The sequence below is a fragment of the Providencia rettgeri genome, from assembly GCF_001874625.1.
In the GTDB taxonomy this organism is placed as follows: Bacteria; Pseudomonadota; Gammaproteobacteria; order Enterobacterales; family Enterobacteriaceae; genus Providencia; species Providencia huashanensis.
In genome coordinates this window covers 4,209,971-4,229,469 of record NZ_CP017671.1, presented here as the reverse complement: position 1 = coordinate 4,229,469, position 19,499 = coordinate 4,209,971, and the positions used below count along the sequence as shown (strand labels likewise).

The window sequence follows — 19,499 nt, the reverse complement described above, 5'->3', positions numbered from 1 at the left end:
TCATAAATAGGATAAAAGATAAAATAATTAACAAAATTGACACAAATCACATTTAAAAATCACATAGCAATGTCAACGCTCGGGGAGGGCCGTATGAGGATGCGTTTATGCAGGTGGATAGCCAGTTTTTGGTTTTTCTGCTTTATTTCTACACCGACATTGGCGGCAAACCATAGTGATGTACTATTGCTTGGGCAGGTTGCGGAGCCGCAATCACTCGACCCGCAAGTGGCGACTGCGGCCAATGATTCTCGGATACTCGTGAATATATACGAAGGGTTAGTTCGCAATGCCGATGGTACATTGACACTTGAACCTGCATTGGCAAAGTCATGGTCAGTCAGCGATGACGGTTTGACTTACACATTTCATTTACGTGAAAACATCAAGTTCCATGATGGTAGTGCGTTTGATGCGCAGGCAGTTAAATTTACGTTTGACCGCATGCTAGATAGCCAACATCCTTACTATCATACTGGTCCATTTCCTTTATCATTTTTTTTCTCTGCGATAGATAAAATTACCACCCCAGATAATTTAACGGTGGTATTTACCTTAAAAGAGCCATTTGCACCGTTCTTATCAAATTTAGCTACCCCCGCAGGGCTGATTGTGTCACCGGCAGCCGTCAAGCAATATGACAAGGACTTTAGTCGTCATCCAAGCGGGACAGGGCCGTTTAAATTTGACGAATGGACGGCAAACCAGCGCGTTGTGGTCTCGGCAAATGAGCAGTATTGGGATGGAAAACCACACTTAAAAAATGTGGTTTTCCGACCAATAACTGACGCCAATACACGGGTAGCAGAAATGCTATCAGGTGGGATTGACTCGATGGTTGAAGTGCCTGCGGATAACGTCCCTTTATTTATCAAGGATGAGCGTTTTAAGGTTTATGAAGCCGTAGGGCCACATGTGTGGTACGTGATGCTAAATGCATCACAACCTCCTTTCGATGATGTGCGTGTAAGGCAAGCGGTAAATTATGCGGTTAATAAGCAAAATATCGTTAAGTATATTCTCCAAGACTCAGCTGGTGTGGCTGAAGGGCCTATTCCATCTGCTTTTGACTGGGCGTTTGACCAAGAAACAGAGGCTTACCCTTATGACCCTGAAAAAGCGCGGCAATTAATTGCAGAAGCGGGAGCACAAGGGCAAAAAATTGTTTTTTATGTTACGGAAGGGGGCTCAGGTATGTTAGACCCTATCCCGATGGCAACCGCAATCCAAGCAGACCTCAAAGCTGTTGGGTTATCTGTTGAAATTCAAACCTTTGAGTGGAATACCTATTTATCTAAAGTTAATTCAGGCTTACAGCAAGCCCACATGGCTGAAATGGCATGGATGACGAATGACCCTGATACCTTGCCGTTCCTAACCTTACATTCTGCATCTTGGCCCGATAAAGGCGGCTTTAATTCCGGTTATTACAGTAATCAACAACTCGATAGGTTGTTAGATAAAGCGAGAGTCACGAATGACCTTGAAGAACGCGCTCAACTGTATAAACAAGTACAAAAAATTGTTCACCGAGATGCGCCTTGGCTGTTTGTTGCTAATTGGAAGCAAAATGCAGTCGCGAATGAGCATGTTAAACATTTTAAATTGCAGCCGAATTTTAATTTATTACTTAAAGATGTTCGCAAAGATTAATTAACGTGAATATTTTCAGTTGGTTAATAGATTTTATGGGGAAAAACTATGTGGTTATACTGCTTTAAACGCCTGTTAGCGACGATACCCATACTGATTGGTCTAACATTAATTGTCTTTTTTATCATGGCAATGATCCCTGGGGAGCCAGCTCAAGCATTGCTTGGGCCTTGGGCAACACCAGAGAACGTGGCTCGAGTGAAAACTGAGCTTGGTTTAGATAAACCGTTATATCAGCAGTATTTTATTTGGATGAATAATTTGATTTCAGGGGACTTAGGGCGTTCTTTTGTGCTGAATCGTCCTGTGGTTGATGAGGTCCTTGAGCGTTTTTCTGCCACCTTAATTTTGGGGGGAAGTGCGTTATTGCTCAGCTCAGTGCTGGGGCTATTAGCTGGGATTATTTCTGCGATCCGTCAATTTAGTTGGAGTGATAGGACGATCACATTGGCAGTTTTACTCGGTATTTCAATGCCATCCTTTTGGATTGGGTTGTTGATGATCATGCTTTTTTCGGTACAGCTACAATGGTTCCCCGCATCAGGAATGTATGATATTTGGCAGGGTGGCGGCTTTCGCGACTTATTGCATCACCTTGTTTTACCCGCAATAACCCTTTCGCTAGTTGCGACAGGCGTGATAGCGCGTTTGACGCGAACAGCAATGTTAGAGGTTCTACGCCTTGATTTTATTCGTACTGCACGCGCAAAAGGGTTGAGTGAACGCAAAGTCATTTTCCGCCATGCATTTCGTATGGCATTGGTATCGGTGATCCCTGTTATTGGTATTCAGGCAGGGTTTGTGTTTGGTGGTGCGGTTTATATTGAAACGGTTTTTCAATGGCCGGGCTTAGGGGCAATGTTGGTCAAAGCGGTAGCTACCCGTGATTTATTTTTAGTGCAAGGGGGCGTGTTAATTGCTGCTGCGTCCTATGTGTTTATCAATTTGCTGGCTGATGTGGTGCAAGCAATGTTAGATCCGAGGTTGAAATCATGAGTCATAATACCGCCCCAGTTATTCAACATCGTCATCGTCAATCAATAGGTTCTTTATTGCTCGCTAATCGCCTTGCGACACTAGGGCTGTTTATTTTAACCGTTATTATGCTACTTGCCTTGCTTGCGCCTTGGTTGCCTTTGGCTAATCCAGATGAAACGGACTTAGTGAACCGCTTGCTCCCAGCTTTTTCACCGGGGCATATATTAGGCACTGACCATTTAGGGCGGGATATCTTGTCTCGATTATTGTGGGGAACTCGTGTTTCGCTGATGGTGGGTATTTCAGCGACGTTAATCGCTGCAATACTTGGAACCCTAATTGGTTTAATCGCCGGCTATGTGGGCCACCGAACTGATACCTTATTGATGCGCTGTATTGATATGTTGATGGCATTTCCATATATCCTATTAGCGTTAGCGATTGTAGCTGTACTTGGCCCCGGTTTATTAAATGCGCTATATGCTATCGCATTAGTGAATATTCCTTTTTTTGCGAGAAATATCCGTGGGTTAACGGTTGGGCTGCGAGATAGAGACTTTATTCAGGCCGCAAGGTTATCAGGTAAAAACCATTTACAGGTCTTACTGACTGAGGTTTTACCGAATGTATTGCCAATCATTGTTGTCACAATGTCGACGACCATCGGGTGGATGATTTTAGAAACCGCTGGCTTGTCATTTTTAGGATTAGGAACCCAGCCACCGAATGCTGATTTAGGGTCGATGCTAGGTCAAGGGCGTGCTCAGATGTTTGTTGCACCACATGTTGCTCTGGTTCCTGGAATTATGATTTTCCTGATTGTGATTAGCTTTAACTTACTGGGGGATGGGGTACGTGACATCCTTGACCCTCGCCTAAAATCAGGTGCCTTACATCGTTCACAACCGATGACACAAACAGACCGTATAAATATTCCTGCCAAAACCGAGGGAAAACAGGCGATATTGGAAGTTAAAGACCTTTCTGTCGCCTTTCGTCAGGGGGGGCAATTACGGCCTACCGTTAAAGGTATTAGCTTTAATGTTGGTGCGGGGGAATGTTTGGGGTTAATTGGTGAAAGTGGTTCAGGGAAAAGTGTAACTGCATTATCTGTTATGGGGCTTTTGGCTTCGCCGCCCGCGGTGATCACCGCAGGTGGCATCTATGTTGAGCATGAAGAAATGTTGTCTTTACCTTTATCCGTTATGCAAAGACGCCGTGGTGCTAAGGTGTCATATATTTTCCAAGATCCTCTGACTACGTTACACCCCCAATTTACCGTGGGTGTACAGCTTCGTGAAGCGATCACGGCTCACCAAGCGTTATCGAGTTATGATGCCAAAATGAAAGCGATTGAACTACTTGATAGCGTCGGTATACCGGATGCAGCGGAGCGTTTTGATGCTTATCCTCATGAGTTATCCGGTGGGCAACGCCAACGAGTTGGTATTGCGATGGCATTAGCGAATGACCCTGTTTTGATTATTGCCGATGAACCGACAACCGCACTAGATGTCACCGTACAAGCGCGAATTTTAGAATTGCTCGATCAACTACGTCGTGAACGAGGGGTAGCATTGTTATTTATTACTCATGATTTTGCGGTGATTAACCAAATTTGTGACCGAGTGGCCGTTATGCAGCAGGGCGTTATCGTAGAAACCGGTAATACACAAGACGTGTTACAACAACCTCAGCACCCTTATACACAGCGGCTGATAGCCAGTGTTCCAAAATTGGGAGAGGGCAGAGCGTTTTTGACTCAGGTTGAGCAGCTTTATGGAAATAATTCCGCACAGGAGGCCTAATGAACAAGGTTATTGACGTTAATCAACTGGTGAAAACCTTTGGTCACCCTCGCAGCTTATTTCATCCCCGAGGGAGAGAAGTTCAGGCGCTGAAAAATATTTCATTGTCATTGTACGAAGGGGAAACGTTAGCCGTCGTAGGGGAAAGCGGCTCAGGGAAAAGCACTTTAGCCCGTATTCTAGTTGGGTTAGAGAAAGAAACCTCAGGCGACATTACGGTACTCGGGCAAACTCGTGCTCAGTGGCAAAAACAGGGGGCTCGTGCTTTCGGTCAAGCTATTCAATATGTATTCCAAGACCCTGTTGCTTCTTTAAATCCACGCAAAACCATCGGTGAAACATTGGCGGTGCCTTTAAAATATTTAAAGCATATGAATCAAACACAAAGACACGGGCGGTTGGCTGAATTGCTTGAGGCTGTCCATATGCCAATGGATGCATTAGCCTGTTACCCTCACGAGTTTTCAGGGGGGCAAGCTCAGCGCTTAGCGATTGCGCGAGCGCTTGCCGCAGATGCGCGAATCTTAGTTCTTGATGAGCCTGTGAGCGCATTGGATGTGTCAGTACAAGCCCAAGTTTTGTTGTTACTCGAAGAACTAAAGCAACAGTTTTCACTGTCTTACTTATTTATTAGCCATGATCTGGCGGTGGTAGAGTCTATAGCAGATAGGGTGGCCGTACTCTATTTAGGTGATTTGCTAGAATGTCGTGATACTTGTGACTTATTTGCGGCACCAGAACACGACTACACTCGTAACTTACTGGCGAGTGCGCCGCGTATTCGCGTTGAAGCTTAGAAATATATTTAAAATCAGTTGGGGTCCTAATATGAGCACGGATAAGACAGCGGCTATCGAGCCAGTTCGCATTAAACGTACTGATGAAATTGTTAATGCGATAAAAGAAACGATTATGGCGGATAACCTGATACCGGGTGACCGCTTACCCCAAGAAAAAGAGCTAATTGAGCGTTATAGCGCGAGTAAAAGCACGGTAAGAGAAGCCTTAAAATCATTGGAAGTGCAGGGGTTAATTAAAACCAAAACGGGCCCAGGCGGGGGGGCGTTTATTGATTCAATGACCGAATCCCGTGCGATGAGCTTGTTATCAAACTATTTATTCACGCGAGATATTTCCATTAAAGATATCTATACATTGCGTAAATTATTAGAGCCAGTTGTTGCAGTGAGTGCCATTGATAATATCGATAATGCGGGAATTCAAAAACTGTATGACACCATTGCGATTTACGACCATGAGCCTGCTAATGAAGAGGAACGCTGGCAACAGCGAATGGCAGAGTTGGATTTCCATGCCGTCGTTGCCAGTTACTCTGATAATGTTCTCTTAGTGTTTATCTGCCATTTTTTACAGCGTTTACTTAAAGATTTAGCGGTTTGTAAAGACATTTACCTGAAACCCGAACCAGTAGATAGATGCCAAGGCATTGAATATCAGTATCAATTAATAGAGGCATTACGCCGTAAAGATGCCGCTAAGGTACAGGCGGTGATGGAAGAGCACATGAATTATGCCGAGCAAGCAATGTTGGCTCTACAAGCCACACTGCAAGAACGTTTTTTAAGTGAAGATAGGTAACATAATGATAGATAAAGCATATCTAACCTCAGTATTAAAGACACTTTTATGTACACCTAGCCCGGTGGGTATGACTGAGAAAGCGGTCGCACAAACGCACCAATGGTTGACTGAGTTGGGTTTTATACCGCAGTATACACGCCGTGGAGTGTTATATATTACATTCGGTAATGATGAACCCAAACGGGCACTTGCAGCCCATTTGGATACCTTAGGGGCAATGGTTACTCAGCTCAAACCTAACGGGCGGTTAGCGTTACGTAATACGGGCACTTGGGCTGCGCGCTTTGCTGAAGGCGCTCGAGTCACCGTGTATGGTGATAATCACCAGTATCGCGGCACCATTCTACCGTTAAAAGCATCAGGTCACCGCTTTAATACCGAAGTGGATACTCAAGTGGCTGATTGGGATAACTTAGAAATTCGCCTTGATGCCCCATGTTATAGTGCGGAAGATCTACAATCTCATGGTCTGAATGTGGGGGATATGGTGGCAGTTGATGCCCAACCTGAATTTATTGACAATGGGTTTATTGTTTCTCGTCATTTAGATGACAAAGCAGGCTGTGCGGTGATGTTAGCGGCATTAAAATCGCTAGTGGACGATGGTGTGCTACCGGCTGTTTCTTGCCAATTGATGTTCACGATTTCTGAAGAGGTCGGGATTGGAGGGACTCATGGCTTTGGTGAGCAAGTTCAGGAATTATTAGCGATTGATAATTCTGTTTCAGCGCCTGATCAAACAACACGTGATGACGCATTAACATTGGCATTTCGTGATAGAACGGGGCCATTTGATTTAGCGATTACGCGCCACTTACTGCAATTATGCCAGCAATATAACATCCCTCATGTGCGCGATACATTTAAACATTACCGTTCTGATAGTGCGGCAGCTATTGATGCTGGGTGGGATATTCGGGTTGCATTAGCATGTTTTGCCTTAGATAGCTCCCATGGTTGGGAAAGAACGCATATTGATTCACTGGTTGCGTTAGCAACATTGGTACGACGTTATATTGAAAGTGATTTAGTGCCATTACCGGGGCAGTAATTTTAAAGCCATCTTCTGATAAAAAAAGAAGATGGCTTTAATCCTATGTATCACTAGCTTAGTTTGGCTTGCGATAAATATTTATCCATCTCATCTTGCGGTACCATACCGCCACCGGTCGCCCAGACAAGGTGGGTGGCATTGGCCATGACTTCTGGTGTCAGTGACTTAGACTGTAAATAGTCTGTGTTTTGGGTGACATGAACACTGCCGGTCATACCTGCTAGTGCGGAAGGCTCGAGCTTAATCGACTCCGTTTGATTAAGTAAGCTTAATAGGTTGTACATCTCGGTATCATCAATCGTGTAATAACCATCAATTAAACGTTCCATTGCACGCCCCACAAACCCTGACGCGCGGCCCACTGCAAGGCCATCAGCGGCCGTGATGTTATCAATGCCGATTTCTTGTACTGAAATGGCATCATGGAGCCCTGTATGCACGCCAAGCAACATGCAAGGTGAATGTGTGGGTTCGGCAAATAAGCAATGTACTGCATCACCAAAGGCTAACTTCAAGCCAAAGGCAACGCCACCCGGGCCTCCGCCGACACCACAAGGCAGATAAACAAACAGCGGGTGTTGGTTATCAACAATAATGCCTTGCTCTACAAATTGTTTTTTCAAACGTAAACCTGCAACCGCATAGCCTAAAAATAGTGTGGTTGAGTTTTCGTCATCAATAAAGAAGCAGCGCGGGTCTTTTTCAGCTTCTTTGCGGCCTTGTTCGACCGCAATGCTATAATCCTGTTGATATTCAACAACATTTACGCCGTGAGAACGTAACTTATCTTTTTTCCACTGACGTGCATCCGCCGACATATGTACACTGACACTAAAGCCTAATTTTGCACTCATAATGCCAATAGACATGCCTAAATTGCCGGTTGAGCCAACGGCGATACTATATTGGCTAAAGAATTGTCGAAACTTATCTGAGGATAGAATTTCATAATTATCATCAATTGATAATAAACCGGCTTCTAAAGCGAGTTTTTCCGCATGGGTCAAAACTTCATAGATACCGCCTCGCGCTTTTATTGAGCCCGAAATAGGTAGGTGGCTATCTTTTTTGAGTAACATTTCCCCAGTAATTGGCGTTTCATAACGTGTTTCAAGAGCACTTTGCATATTGGGAATAGCAACCACGTCGGATTCTATGATCCCTTGTGTGGTTTGCGTTTCAGGAAACGCTTTCATTAAATATGGGGCGAAACGTGTTAAACGTGCCTCGGCGTCTTGCACATCCTCGAGGGTCAACCCCACATAGGGTAAACCCGCTTGTGTGGTGGTTGAGTTTGGGTTAAACCAAGTAACTTGCTTTAAATCGATTAAGTCCTGAACTAAAGGGGTGTCAGCAATTAACTTATCAATATTTATCTGAGTCATAATTACTCTCTTTTAAATCACAAATGAAAGTGCAAAGGTGCCTGCCAGCGCAACGAGGGATGCGATAAGTGTGGCGACACTGTAAAAACGAAATGTTTCAGCCAAGGTGGCATTACAATATTGTTTGACCAGCCAGAACAAGGAGTCCGTCACGATGGTACAGCCAATTGCGCCTGAGCCGATGGCTAATGTCATGATCTCAGGGCTGATATGCGGGTACATTGGCATTAATGGGGCAACAATTGCAGTGGCGCCCATCATGGCAACGGTCGCAGAGCCTACCGCAGCATGTAGAATGATAGCCACTAACCAAGCCAATAGGATTGGGTGCATATCAATGCCTGAAAGAACCAGCGCAAGGGAATCGCTTAACCCACTTCCTTTTAAGATGCCATTAAACGCCCCTCCCGCACCAATGATTAATAAAATATTGGCGATGGAACTAAAGCTTTCTTCCGTTTTACTGAGTAGCACGCTCATGCCCATATTACGGCGAATGCCCAGTACGTAATAAGCGACAAATGCGGCAATAAACATGGCAGTGATTGGGTTACCAATAAACTGCAAAAGGGTAAATAATTGATTGTCTTTGCTCATGTTCAAATCTGCTGCGGTTTTGATCAACATGAGAATAATTGGCAGTAAAACGGTAAATAAAGTGGCACCTAGCGAGGGTAAATCTTTTTCTTCACGGACTTCTAAGTCAGAAAAGGCTTCTGGTACCGTTTTAAAAGGTAAGCGCTCACCTAAGAACTTTAGGAATAATGGCCCGCCGACCAGTGAGGCGACTAAACCAACGGCTAAGCCCGCAACAATCACAGTGCCAATATCTGCCCCAAGTTCATTAGTGACAAATAGTGCAGCAGGGTGTGGCGGAACGATACAGTGTACGGCCATCAGCGCAGTACATAGCGGGATAGCCAGTTTTAATAAAGAGGTATTGGTTTTTTTGGCGATGGAAAATGCCAGTGGGATCAACAAAACAACCCCCACCTCAACAAATAGAGTGATACCACAGATTAAACCAATTAGTACCATGGTGACGTCTGGAGTTAACCAACGGCTTTTCTGTAGGGTGATCCCGATGCGCTCTGCTGCACCTGAAATCTCCATCATTTTCCCTAGTATGGTGCCTAGTCCAATAATAGCGGCTAAAAAACCGAGTGTACCGCCAATCCCATTTTCGATAGCATTCACCATCTCTAACGGGTTCATTTTCATTGCAATACCGACAAAAAAGCTGGCGAGTAACAGGGCTAAAAAAGGGTGAAACTTAAATTTAATAATTGAGACTATGATCAGCAAGATACTAATAACCAGAGTACCGAGCATCCACATTGTAGAGTCCATATCCTACCCCTAATCATTTTGTTGTTGTACTTCTATTGGATAATAAATATGCAAGGGTGACAAACGATGAAACCTAAGCTTTAGATGAATTCAATTAACTCAAGTGCGTGATATGGGTCATATAAAATACCAATATTAGGATTTGCATCATATAAATTCACCTTAAAGGCGCTATATTGTTGATAGCGACGAGCTGGGTCATTTCTCAAATAAGGGGGGAAGAGGTTGGTGTCATCGAATTTGAATCAATTTGAACAATCCGGTTTTATTCAATGGAATAAGCGGTTATCGAGCTATCAATTATCCCGCCTACATACCTTTGAAGCTGCGGCGCGACATAGCTCTTTTGCCCTAGCGGCGCAGGAGCTTTCCCTCACACCCAGTGCGGTAAGTCATCGTATTAATACCTTAGAGGGGGAACTGGGTTTTAAATTATTTGAGCGTTTTCATCGGCGTATTGAGTTAACTTCCGATGGTGAGCGTATTTATTGGGCGTTACGTAAAAATCTGGATGATATTAACCAAGAAATTATTGATATCAAAAACCAAGAAATTTCTGGGGAATTAACGGTTTACTCACGCCCATCGATTGCCCAGTGCTGGCTGATCCCGAAAATTGCAGATTTTGCTAATCAATACCCATCGATTCAATTAAATTTATTAACAGGGAACGATGATGTTAATTTTCGCGGCTATGGTATTGATGTGGCAATTTATTATGATGATATGACAAGGTCTAATCTCTATTGTGAAGACCTGATGTCAGAGTCGATGGTTCCAGTGTGTAGTCCGAAATATGCCCAGCAATATGATTTGCTGAATAATATTCATCAACTAAAAAACTGTACGTTACTGCATGACCGGCAAGCATGGAGCAGCAATTCCGACTATGATGAGTGGAAAGCATGGAGCGAATACTATCAGCTACCCTTGTTTCCCCACCGCCGAAACCTGTGTTTTGACCGTTCAGACTTAGCTATTGTAGCCGCAATGAACCACGCAGGTGTAGCAATGGGGCGCAAGCAGTTGGTGGAAAAGCGGATTAAAAGCCGTGAGCTCGTGATGCCTTTTGGCGATACGCCATTAACCTGCCAACAGCGGTATTACTTTGCGATGCTTAATGATAAGCGGCACCCAAAAGCGGATATTTTTATTCAGTGGTTAAAACAGCAGGTTAGCTGAATATTGCAAGTAAAATAGCCTTTTTTCCGGTAAGATAACAGCAACAATTATTTCTTCGAGATGGGTAAACACTGGGTTATGGTTCCGAAAACACCAAAAGTTGCAACGATCAAAGATGTGGCTGCCAAAGCTCAGGCAGGGAAAACCAGCATCTCACGTTATTTGAATGGTGAATTTCATTTGCTTTCCGATAACCTTCGTCAACGTATTGAAACGGCGATTCGTGAATTAAATTATCGGCCTAATCAAATGGCGCGGAGCTTAAAACATGGTCGCACGGGGTTAATTGGTTTGATTATTGCGGATATCGGCAACCCGTTTTCTGTGGAAGTATTGAAAGGGGTTGAAGCTGAGTCCATCAAGCAAGGCTTTATGACAGTTGTCTGTAATGCGGATAATAGCATTGAGCGTGAATGCCAATTTATTCAGTTACTTAAAGGTTACCGTGTCGATGGGCTAATCATTAATTCAGCGGGTGTTAATGAACAATTCATTGATGTTCTTAAACAAACCACGTTGCCTTTTGTTTTATTAGATAGAAAAATTGATAACTTTCCCTGCGATATGGTGGGGTTAGACAATCCTGCTTCGGCTCAAATGGCTTTCAATCATTTACTTGAGCAAGGCTTTGAAGCGATTTGCTTTGTCACTGAACCCATCGTGTATAACAGCGCTCGCCAAGAACGCTTACAAACCTTTCAAGCGCTGTCACAGGATAACCCGCAAATCAAGAGTGAGTTCCATGAAGTCACGTTACCAAACCCTGAAAAATTAGCATCGATTGTTGCTGAGTTTTGTATTTCTCACCGAGGAATGCGTAAAGCCATTGTGGCAGCTAATGGGGTTTTAACTTTACAGTTAGCTTATGCGATGAATCAGCAAGGGTTGCGCTGGGGGGCAGATATCGGTTTTTTAAGTTTTGATAACCTTGAATGGGCTGCATTTGCTGGGCAGGGGGTGACGTCGGTTTCACAACCCACTGCCGAAATGGGGCATAAAGCAGTTACATGTTTACTTGAAAAACTCGAAAACCCAGAAAAAGAACCAACTCAGCATTTGTTTCATGGTGAGTTGATTATTCGAAATTCAACTACACTGTAGAAAGCTATTAGGGCTGTATGGCATTTAAATTAGCGCAGTTTTGGCTAAAATCGCCATTAAGACCTGCAATTAAATTATCGACGGCGCATTCCACCATAGCATAGCGAGTCTCATGGGTGGCAGAGCCGATATGCGGCAAGGCGACCACATTCGGTAATTTAAGTAACTTAGAGTCTACGGGTAAAGGCTCTACTTCAAAGACATCTAAACCTGCACCGCGGATCACGTGGTTTTCTAGTGCATCAATCAACGCTGCCTCATCGATAATTTTTCCTCTGGACCCATTAATCAAAAATGCACTGGGTTTCATTTTTTCGAGTTCATTTTTGCCAATTAGTTTTTCTGTTGATGGCACTAAGGGCAGCACGACACAAACAAAGTCAGACTCAGCAAGTATGGTATCTAAATCACAGCGACGAGCCTTGAGCAGGTTTTCCGCTTTAGAATGCGAATGGTTGCTGTAATAGAGAACAGACATCCCAAAACCAGCATAGGCTCGTGTTGCTACGGCATAACCAATTCGGCCCATACCTAAAATACCAATCGTTTTACCACTCACATTGCTACCGTACACATTTTCGCCAATACTTTTCGTCCACTGGCCATTTTTAACCATTTCAGCCATTTCAATAATGCGACGAGCGCTGCATAGCACTAAGGTAAAAATGGTATCTGCGGTAGTTTCGGTTAAGACATTCGGAGTGTGCATCAATGCAATTTTTCTTGCGTTCATTGCCTCCAGATCAAATTGATCGATACCCACAGAAATGGTGGAAGCTACCGTTAAATAAGGGGCGAGAGCAAGGTCGCTCGCAGTGATGGGGTAGCTGGCTCCGATAATACCGTTGGCCGTTGCAAGGGCTTGCCTAAAACTGGCGATATTGTCTGCTGTAATGCTATCAAATTGAGTGACGTTGAATTGCTGTTGTAAGCGCCCAAGTTGATCCGCAGGGATCGTTTTATACAAAATAATATTTTTTTTCATTATGTTCCCCATTATGCGTGTTTAGCGAGGGCAGTAGTGCCGTCTTGTTCTTGATTAGGTTTGACAATTAAGGTAAAGAAAACAGAAGCTAACAATGCGAGCCCCATAAACATATAGGATGCACTCGGGCTACCTGTTACACCATTTAAATAGCCTACAAACCATGACCCAAAGAACGAACCTAGTGCACCCATACTGTTGATTAATGCCATTGCACCTCCCGCAACGTTTTTGGGGAGCATCTCAGGGATGATGGCGAAGAATGGCCCATAAGGTGCATACATCGCGGCGCCGGCTATCACCAATAACATATAGGATAACCAGAAATTTGTACTACCTAACAGGTATGAACCAAGGAAACAAATAGCACCTAACAGAAGCATTGGCCAAACAAACAGTTTACGATTATGCATTTTATCCGATGCCCAAGATACCAACACCATCGCTAATGTCGCAGCAAGGTAAGGGACTGCAGAAAGCCAACCTGTCTCAACCATACCGAGATTTGATGCACCACGAATAATTGACGGTAACCACAGCACAAAGCCATATACCCCGATACTCCAGCAGAAATACTGTGCACACAGTAAAACTACATTACGTGATTTAAACGCTTCACGATAATTACGTATAGGTTTGATATTTTTCTGTTCGTCACTAAGAATTTTATCAAGGGTATCTTTTTCTTGTTGGCTTAACCAGTTTACTTGGTTAGGTTTATCACGTGCAGTTTTCCACCAGAAGAAAGCCCATAACACAGCGGGAACGCCTTCAATGATAAACATTTCGCGCCAACCAAATGCTTGAATTAGGTAGCCTGATAGTACAGACATCCATAGGACGGTCACCGGGTTACCTAAAATTAAGAAAGTATTCGCACGTGAACGCTCTGGTTGAGTGAACCAGTTACTGATGTAGATCAGCATTGCGGGCATGACTGCGGCTTCAACTACTCCTAAGCTGAAACGAATAATCACTAACATGGGAATATTGCTTACCATTCCCGTCAAGCTAGCGAATATTCCCCATAAGAAAATACAGGCAAAAACCAGTTTGCGAACGCTACGTTTTTCGGCATAGATAGCCCCAGGGATTTGGAAGAAAAAGTACCCTAAGAAAAACAACGAGCCCAACAGGGATGACATCCCTTTGGAAATACCTAAATCTGCGTTGATCCCTGCGGCAGCGGCAAAGCTATAGTTGGCTCTATCTAAGTAAGCAAGGCTGTATGTGATAAACACGATTGGCATAATGCGCCACCAACGTGACATTGCCGGAGTATTGATTGTCATAATATATTCCTTCTTAGCATGCCGCGTTGACGGTAGGTGAGGATAATAAAGCCATTTCTTGCTGTAATTGCACCTTAGTAGGCAAGCCTTCGCTATCACCAATGACTTGGATAGCCCTAGCACCAATAAAATTACCTCGTTTAATGGCTTGAGGGAGGGATTGCCCTTCTAATAATGCGCTGATCACCCCGACCGCGAAGCCATCACCTGCGCCGACGGTATCAACCACATTTTTGACAACTACTGCATCGACAACCCCTTGTTGATTAGTTGCTGTTTTATAGTAAGCCCCTTGTTCACCTGTTTTAATGATCACAGCATCGACACCATGGGCGAGATAAAAGTCAGCAATGGCTTCAGGTTTATCGAAACCAGTTAAAATCTTGCCTTCTTTTAAACCGGGTAATACCCAGTTTGCTTGGAATGCTAATTGGTTTAGCTGGGTGACCATCTGTTGTTCATTTTGCCAGAGTGAAGGGCGTAAATTTGGATCAAATGATAGGCTTTTCCCTGCATTTCGCATCCACTTTGCTGCGTATAGTGACAGTTGATAGCTGGTGGTAGAAAGCGCAGCAGCGACTCCGCTTAAATGTAAATGGCGAGCAGATAGAAAATAGTCTTCATTAAAATCAGTTAGGTCTAAATGACTTGCTGCTGACCCCTTACGGAAATATTCCACGATGGGATCGGTTCCATTTTGAGCTTTAGATTTTAACTGAAAACCAGTTGGGTAATTTGCATCAATAGTAACACATTGAGTATCCACCAATTCTTTATGTAAAGTCGATTGAATAAAGCGACCGAAGGAGTCATTACCAAGACGGCTAATCCAACCACTTTTTAAACCAAGACGAGCGAGGCCGATGGCTACGTTTAGCTCTGCTCCTGCCGCACGACGAATAAAACTTTCTACCTCGTGCAATGTCCCTGTTTGTGTTGCCACAAACATCATCATAGCTTCACCAAGGGTCACCACATCTAATTGATTTTTCATGATATTAAACCCCTTTTAATAGCGAAACATAGTGTTCAGTAATGGCACGTAAATCGTGACCTTCTAGTGGAAACTCAATGCCACGTGGTACATTATTAGGCAAAATCTGTAGCACTTCTTCCCATGAACCATCACTGTCATCAAGGGCGACCGCCACATGCTTATCAGTACGTAACTGACAGGCCTTGACGTGAATATAGGCCACTTGCTTAGTAAATATGTGGGCGGCTTTGAGAGGATCTTCGTGTTGCCAGTACCAGTTGGCCATATCGAAAGCCATCTTAATGGGGATGTTTTGTGCTGCAACACCCCTAAAAAAGCGCTCTAATGGGGCAATATGACCACCTGCTTCCGTCTGGTCATTCTCAATCACGAGTTGTGTTGTATATCGATTGATAACGTTAATGACTTCAGACAAGTCATAATTTTCAGGTGGTTCACCGAGTGACAGTTTTAAGAAACGTGCATTAAGTTGTTTGGCTTCGTCGAAATAACCTTGTAATTTGCTGATTATGATAGGTTCACGTTGCTGAAATAGGGTATCAGGAACGGAATAGACAGCGGTTAATTGCCTTGATTTCAGCTGATTGCTAATGTCAGCTAGCCTATCATTAGGCAGCAAAAGCTCTTGGCGGATCTCTACGCCATCAGCGCTAGCCCCTTGAATAATATTCAGCAAAGCTTGCTGCCCACCCAGCTGTTTTACTGCCTGTGTGCTATAGGCAGCAGTGACAACAATAATATCTTTGCTCATGATTTTCCTCTGCCTTATTTTAGGTAATGGTTTTAGTCTTTCTGAGAATAAATCATTATGGAACCGGTTCCATTTTGTTTTCTAGCAATGAAAGATAAAAATAAGAGCCACATCACTAATCAAACTCCGATGAATGCTTAATAACTGATCCCTATCACAGTTCATTATGTAAAGGATGTAACGTTTTTTAAGCTGTATCTGATGAAAATATATTGATATAACACTTTGTTTTTAAATACATTTATTTTTCACGGATAAGAAATTATAGGGAAGTATGAGATAACTGTGTGAATTCTCGTGTTTTATTATTGTTATCTGTATCCCAATTTCTTATTTATAGTCTTTCAATGAAATATTATTTCAATATATTAATATTTGAGTGAAATTTCAGTTCAATTATTAACTGATTTCACAAGCTCTGCCCTGACTACACCACAGCAACTCAAAAAATAATAAGTTATGAAGATGAGGTTCTGAACATGAAAGTAATTAAAATGACTGCACTTTATAGTGCACTTTTGTTAGCCAGCGTTTCGTTGGCTCAAGCGAATAACAGTGAAAACACAGGTGTGTATAAGAAAGCCTGTACTCCAGAATTAATACAAGGCGCAAAAACCAATGCGGACTTATGTTTTGGGGTGGAAACGGCTAGCGATATTCAGATCACCAAAAAAAATGACCCTAAATATAAAATCAAAGTGGTGATTATTGGCGAAAGTACCAATAAAAATTACATGAATACGTATGGCTACCCATTGGAAAATACGCCATTTTTATCTTCCGTGAATGGACGTTTCTTTAACAACTTTATCAGTGCAGCGTCCAATACGGTGCCCACATTAACCCGCGCTTTAGCGAAGAATGATTTAAATACCATTACAGAGCATCATGAAAAGCCTTACTACAATAATAATTCGATTGTCGATTTAGCCAATAAAGCGGGCTATGAAACTTATTATATTGGTAACAACGGTAGTTTTGGGGATGATGAGATAGGGTTTACTAACTATTTCTTAAAAGCTGACTATTTTTTACCTGTAAGAGACAATAAAACAGGGTTTGATAACCTATTTGTTCAAGAAAAATTTGTCGTTGATGATAGCGTAAATAAGCTGACCAATGATTTTAAAATGTTACCTGCATTTAAAGCTGCATTAAATAACCCTTCAGATAAAGAAAAAGTCATTTTTGTCCATATGTGGGGACCTCACCATGACGGCTGGCCAAAAGGAGCTTGCGAGCTAGTTAAAAATAACTACAACATTAATCCAGAACAATTCGATACAGGCTGGGGAAGTTTGGTGAATTGTTATGTTTCTGCCATCAAACTGAGCGATGATTTTATTGGCGATATTTATAAAACCTTGCAAGAAAATAATAAAAATGGCGAACATCCTTTCTCCATTCTTTATTTTGCCGACCATGGGCAAGGTTTGGTGAAAGCGAATAAGCAACACGTGGCTGCTCTAGAGGCGGAATATAACGGATTCATTAAAGAAGGGAACTTGTATTTGCGCCATGGCCAATTAGTCAAAGGAGCGTATCAAATTCCATTAGTGGTTATGAACTCTGATGATACTCAACGTGAGTTCCGTGATGAGACCTTGAGTGAATGGAATTTATTTGATTACTTCGCGTCTTGGTTAGGGGTTGAAACTAACCTGACATCCCCAGATAAAAGCATTGTAGCGGATACCATCACACCAGAAAAAGATATTGATGTATTTGTTTTTCCACGAGATGAATTTGTAAAATACGATAGCTTACCGCAGGACACAGTACTTTCCCCTGTAACCGTTAATACAAAAATTATTGCGGATTAACTAAACAAAAAAGGCAGGGCCTAATGTCAGCGCTGCCTTTTTATCGATATAAAACCTTAATTAGCGGCTCAGAGCATCCGCCACGGATTTAAAACGAGCAAATTTATCGCGTAATTGCTGATGCCCAACGGCATTGGGTTGGTAAGTTGTCATTTTCGCTGTACTGGCTGAAATGGCGACATCGAAGCCGGAATAATAACCTGTTCCAACGGCAGCACACAGCGCCGCCGCTTGGCAGCCAGACTGTTGTATGTTGACGACATCTAACGGTAAATTACTCGCATCACAGAACATTTGCATCCACAATGGGGAGTGGGTTGGGCCACCCGTAAAGCGAATGGACTCAGTGGTATTATCGAGCCCAACAATGCGGTCTTGATGCAGCAAGTGAGAGAACACAATACCTTGGTAAATCGCGTAAACAATATCTGCATCTGTATGGTGAGAACTTAAACCTAATAGGCCGCCATGCAGGTTACTATGGTAATTAGAGCCATATAGCCAAGGGAAAAATAGGATATCATTTTGCCTTGTTGCCCCTTCGGCTACGCAATGGTTAAGTACCTCATAGTCCTGTAAGCGTTGATTGAAGAAATGGCGCGTAAACCACGCGAGGTTACTGGCTGACGTTGGGCTTCCTTCATGGACAAAATAAGTACCTGGAATACAGTATTTGCTCCAAACATACGGGTAATCTGATGGGATAATTTCATCAAAAACACGGGTGGAGATTGTCCATGTCCCAGCAACTGCACTCAGTTTATCTTTTTGATTGACGCCCGAAGCCAAGGCTGCACCGACAACATCGAAGAAACCACCAAAGACAGGCGTCCCTTCTGTCAGGCCACATTCTGCTGCTGCTTTATGCGTTACAGTCCCCGCTAGTTGGGCTGAATTGATCACTGGTGCTAATTTGTCATTGACCTCGTCAATACCAAATAGTTTGCATAAGCTAGGGTCGTAACTTGATTTAGTTTGGTTAAATAACTGGCTACCTGAAATATTAGTTTCTTCACAGGCAATTTGGTCAGTAAGGCGATAGCGAATATAGTCATGTACCATTAAAACATGACCTGTACTCCGGTAGTTATCGGGTTCGTTTTCTTTTAACCAGCGTAGTAATGCGACAGGGTGAGAAGCCCAGAGCTGCTGTAAACTCAGCGGATAGGCTTTGTCTGCCGTGCCATTTTTATGCCATTCATCAACAATGGCCTGAGCGCGGGAATCCGAAGATACAATCCCATTTCTAACGGGTTTGCCGTGTTTATCGAGTAAATAGAGGCCCTTACCGTGCGAAGAAAAGCTAACGCCCGAAATTTGTGAAGCATTCAAGCGGCTATTTTTAATCGCTTCGCGGATCACGCTACAGGCTGCTTCCCATAGCACATCCATATTTCGTTCACTAAACCCTGCTTCAGGGCTCTCAGTGGGGAAAGGGTGCTCTGCAACAACAATTTCTTGGCCTTCAGGTGTGTAGACTCCCGCTTTAATAACAGTACCACCAAGGTCGACACCCATAAAAAATGCATTCATTGTGG

General features: G+C 43.3%; 16 protein-coding genes. 9 read left to right on the top strand and 7 right to left on the bottom strand.

Annotation, left to right across the window (positions count from 1 at the left end):
- The first annotated feature begins 93 nt into the window (after positions 1-93).
- The 6 genes from RB151_RS19595 to RB151_RS19570 are packed head-to-tail and all read left to right on the top strand — an operon-like array spanning position 94 to position 7,092.
- Positions 94-1,653 (top strand): ABC transporter substrate-binding protein, encoded by a 1,560-nt coding sequence (locus RB151_RS19595; RefSeq protein ID WP_071548640.1) that lies wholly within the window; start codon positions 94-96, stop codon positions 1,651-1,653.
- Positions 1,654-1,701: 48 nt separating this feature from the next.
- Positions 1,702-2,649, top strand: coding sequence for an ABC transporter permease (locus RB151_RS19590; protein WP_042845538.1), 948 nt, complete (start codon positions 1,702-1,704; stop codon positions 2,647-2,649).
- Positions 2,646-4,439: a dipeptide/oligopeptide/nickel ABC transporter permease/ATP-binding protein gene (locus RB151_RS19585; RefSeq protein WP_042845535.1), complete on the top strand. Its 1,794-nt coding sequence runs from the start codon at positions 2,646-2,648 to the stop codon at positions 4,437-4,439. Before RB151_RS19590 ends, RB151_RS19585 begins: the two co-directional genes overlap by 4 nt.
- The gene (locus tag RB151_RS19580) at positions 4,439-5,236 is read left to right on the top strand and encodes an ABC transporter ATP-binding protein (protein ID WP_071548639.1); all 798 of its coding nucleotides are present in this window, start codon (positions 4,439-4,441) and stop codon (positions 5,234-5,236) included. The genes RB151_RS19585 and RB151_RS19580 overlap by 1 nt, the downstream gene beginning before the upstream one ends.
- Before the next feature lie 31 nt (positions 5,237-5,267).
- On the top strand, positions 5,268-6,038 hold the full coding sequence (locus tag RB151_RS19575) for a FadR/GntR family transcriptional regulator (RefSeq protein ID WP_042845532.1): 771 nt from the start codon (positions 5,268-5,270) through the stop codon (positions 6,036-6,038).
- Positions 6,039-6,042: 4 nt separating this feature from the next.
- On the top strand, positions 6,043-7,092 hold the full coding sequence (locus RB151_RS19570; RefSeq protein WP_071548638.1) for an osmoprotectant NAGGN system M42 family peptidase: 1,050 nt from the start codon (positions 6,043-6,045) through the stop codon (positions 7,090-7,092).
- A gap of 53 nt (positions 7,093-7,145) precedes the next feature.
- Here RB151_RS19570 and RB151_RS19565 read toward each other — a convergent pair whose 3' ends face one another.
- Together RB151_RS19565 and dsdX are read right to left on the bottom strand one after the other, a co-directional pair.
- Positions 7,146-8,480 carry a D-serine ammonia-lyase gene (locus RB151_RS19565; RefSeq protein ID WP_042845528.1) on the bottom strand — a complete coding sequence of 445 codons (1,335 nt, stop codon included), beginning with the start codon at positions 8,478-8,480 and terminating at the stop codon, positions 7,146-7,148.
- Positions 8,481-8,492: 12 nt separating this feature from the next.
- Positions 8,493-9,830: a D-serine transporter DsdX gene (gene dsdX / locus RB151_RS19560; RefSeq protein WP_042845526.1), complete on the bottom strand. Its 1,338-nt coding sequence runs from the start codon at positions 9,828-9,830 to the stop codon at positions 8,493-8,495.
- Between the two features lie 228 nt (positions 9,831-10,058).
- On the opposite strand from dsdX, the gene dsdC reads away from it, so the two are divergent.
- Positions 10,059-11,012 (top strand): DNA-binding transcriptional regulator DsdC, encoded by a 954-nt coding sequence (gene dsdC / locus RB151_RS19555; RefSeq protein ID WP_048605985.1) that lies wholly within the window; start codon positions 10,059-10,061, stop codon positions 11,010-11,012.
- Positions 11,013-11,090: 78 nt separating this feature from the next.
- Positions 11,091-12,113 (top strand): LacI family DNA-binding transcriptional regulator, encoded by a 1,023-nt coding sequence (locus RB151_RS19550; protein ID WP_042845923.1) that lies wholly within the window; start codon positions 11,091-11,093, stop codon positions 12,111-12,113.
- A gap of 7 nt (positions 12,114-12,120) precedes the next feature.
- Here the strand turns inward: RB151_RS19550 and RB151_RS19545 are convergent, their stop codons facing one another.
- Genes RB151_RS19545 through RB151_RS19530 form a run of 4 tightly spaced genes read right to left on the bottom strand, consistent with a single transcriptional unit; the run spans position 12,121 to position 16,138 of the window.
- Entirely contained in the window at positions 12,121-13,098 is a 978-nt protein-coding gene (locus RB151_RS19545; protein WP_042845525.1) for an NAD(P)-dependent oxidoreductase, read from the bottom strand.
- An 11-nt stretch (positions 13,099-13,109) separates the two neighbouring features.
- Positions 13,110-14,390: an MFS transporter gene (locus RB151_RS19540; protein WP_042845524.1), complete on the bottom strand. Its 1,281-nt coding sequence runs from the start codon at positions 14,388-14,390 to the stop codon at positions 13,110-13,112.
- Positions 14,391-14,403: 13 nt separating this feature from the next.
- Complete coding sequence (locus RB151_RS19535; protein WP_071548637.1) at positions 14,404-15,384, bottom strand: sugar kinase; 981 nt, start codon at positions 15,382-15,384, stop codon at positions 14,404-14,406.
- Between the two features lie 4 nt (positions 15,385-15,388).
- The gene (locus tag RB151_RS19530) at positions 15,389-16,138 is read right to left on the bottom strand and encodes a sugar phosphate isomerase/epimerase family protein (RefSeq protein ID WP_071548636.1); all 750 of its coding nucleotides are present in this window, start codon (positions 16,136-16,138) and stop codon (positions 15,389-15,391) included.
- Between the two features lie 479 nt (positions 16,139-16,617).
- Here RB151_RS19530 and RB151_RS19525 point away from each other — a divergent pair, with 479 nt between their 5' ends.
- Positions 16,618-17,961, top strand: a complete 1,344-nt coding sequence (locus RB151_RS19525) for a phosphoethanolamine transferase (RefSeq protein ID WP_048605993.1) — start codon at positions 16,618-16,620, stop codon at positions 17,959-17,961.
- 60 nt (positions 17,962-18,021) lie between these two features.
- On the opposite strand, the gene RB151_RS19520 is transcribed toward RB151_RS19525, so the two are convergent.
- Positions 18,022-19,494 carry an FGGY-family carbohydrate kinase gene (locus RB151_RS19520; protein WP_042845518.1) on the bottom strand — a complete coding sequence of 491 codons (1,473 nt, stop codon included), beginning with the start codon at positions 19,492-19,494 and terminating at the stop codon, positions 18,022-18,024.
- Positions 19,495-19,499 lie beyond the last annotated feature (5 nt).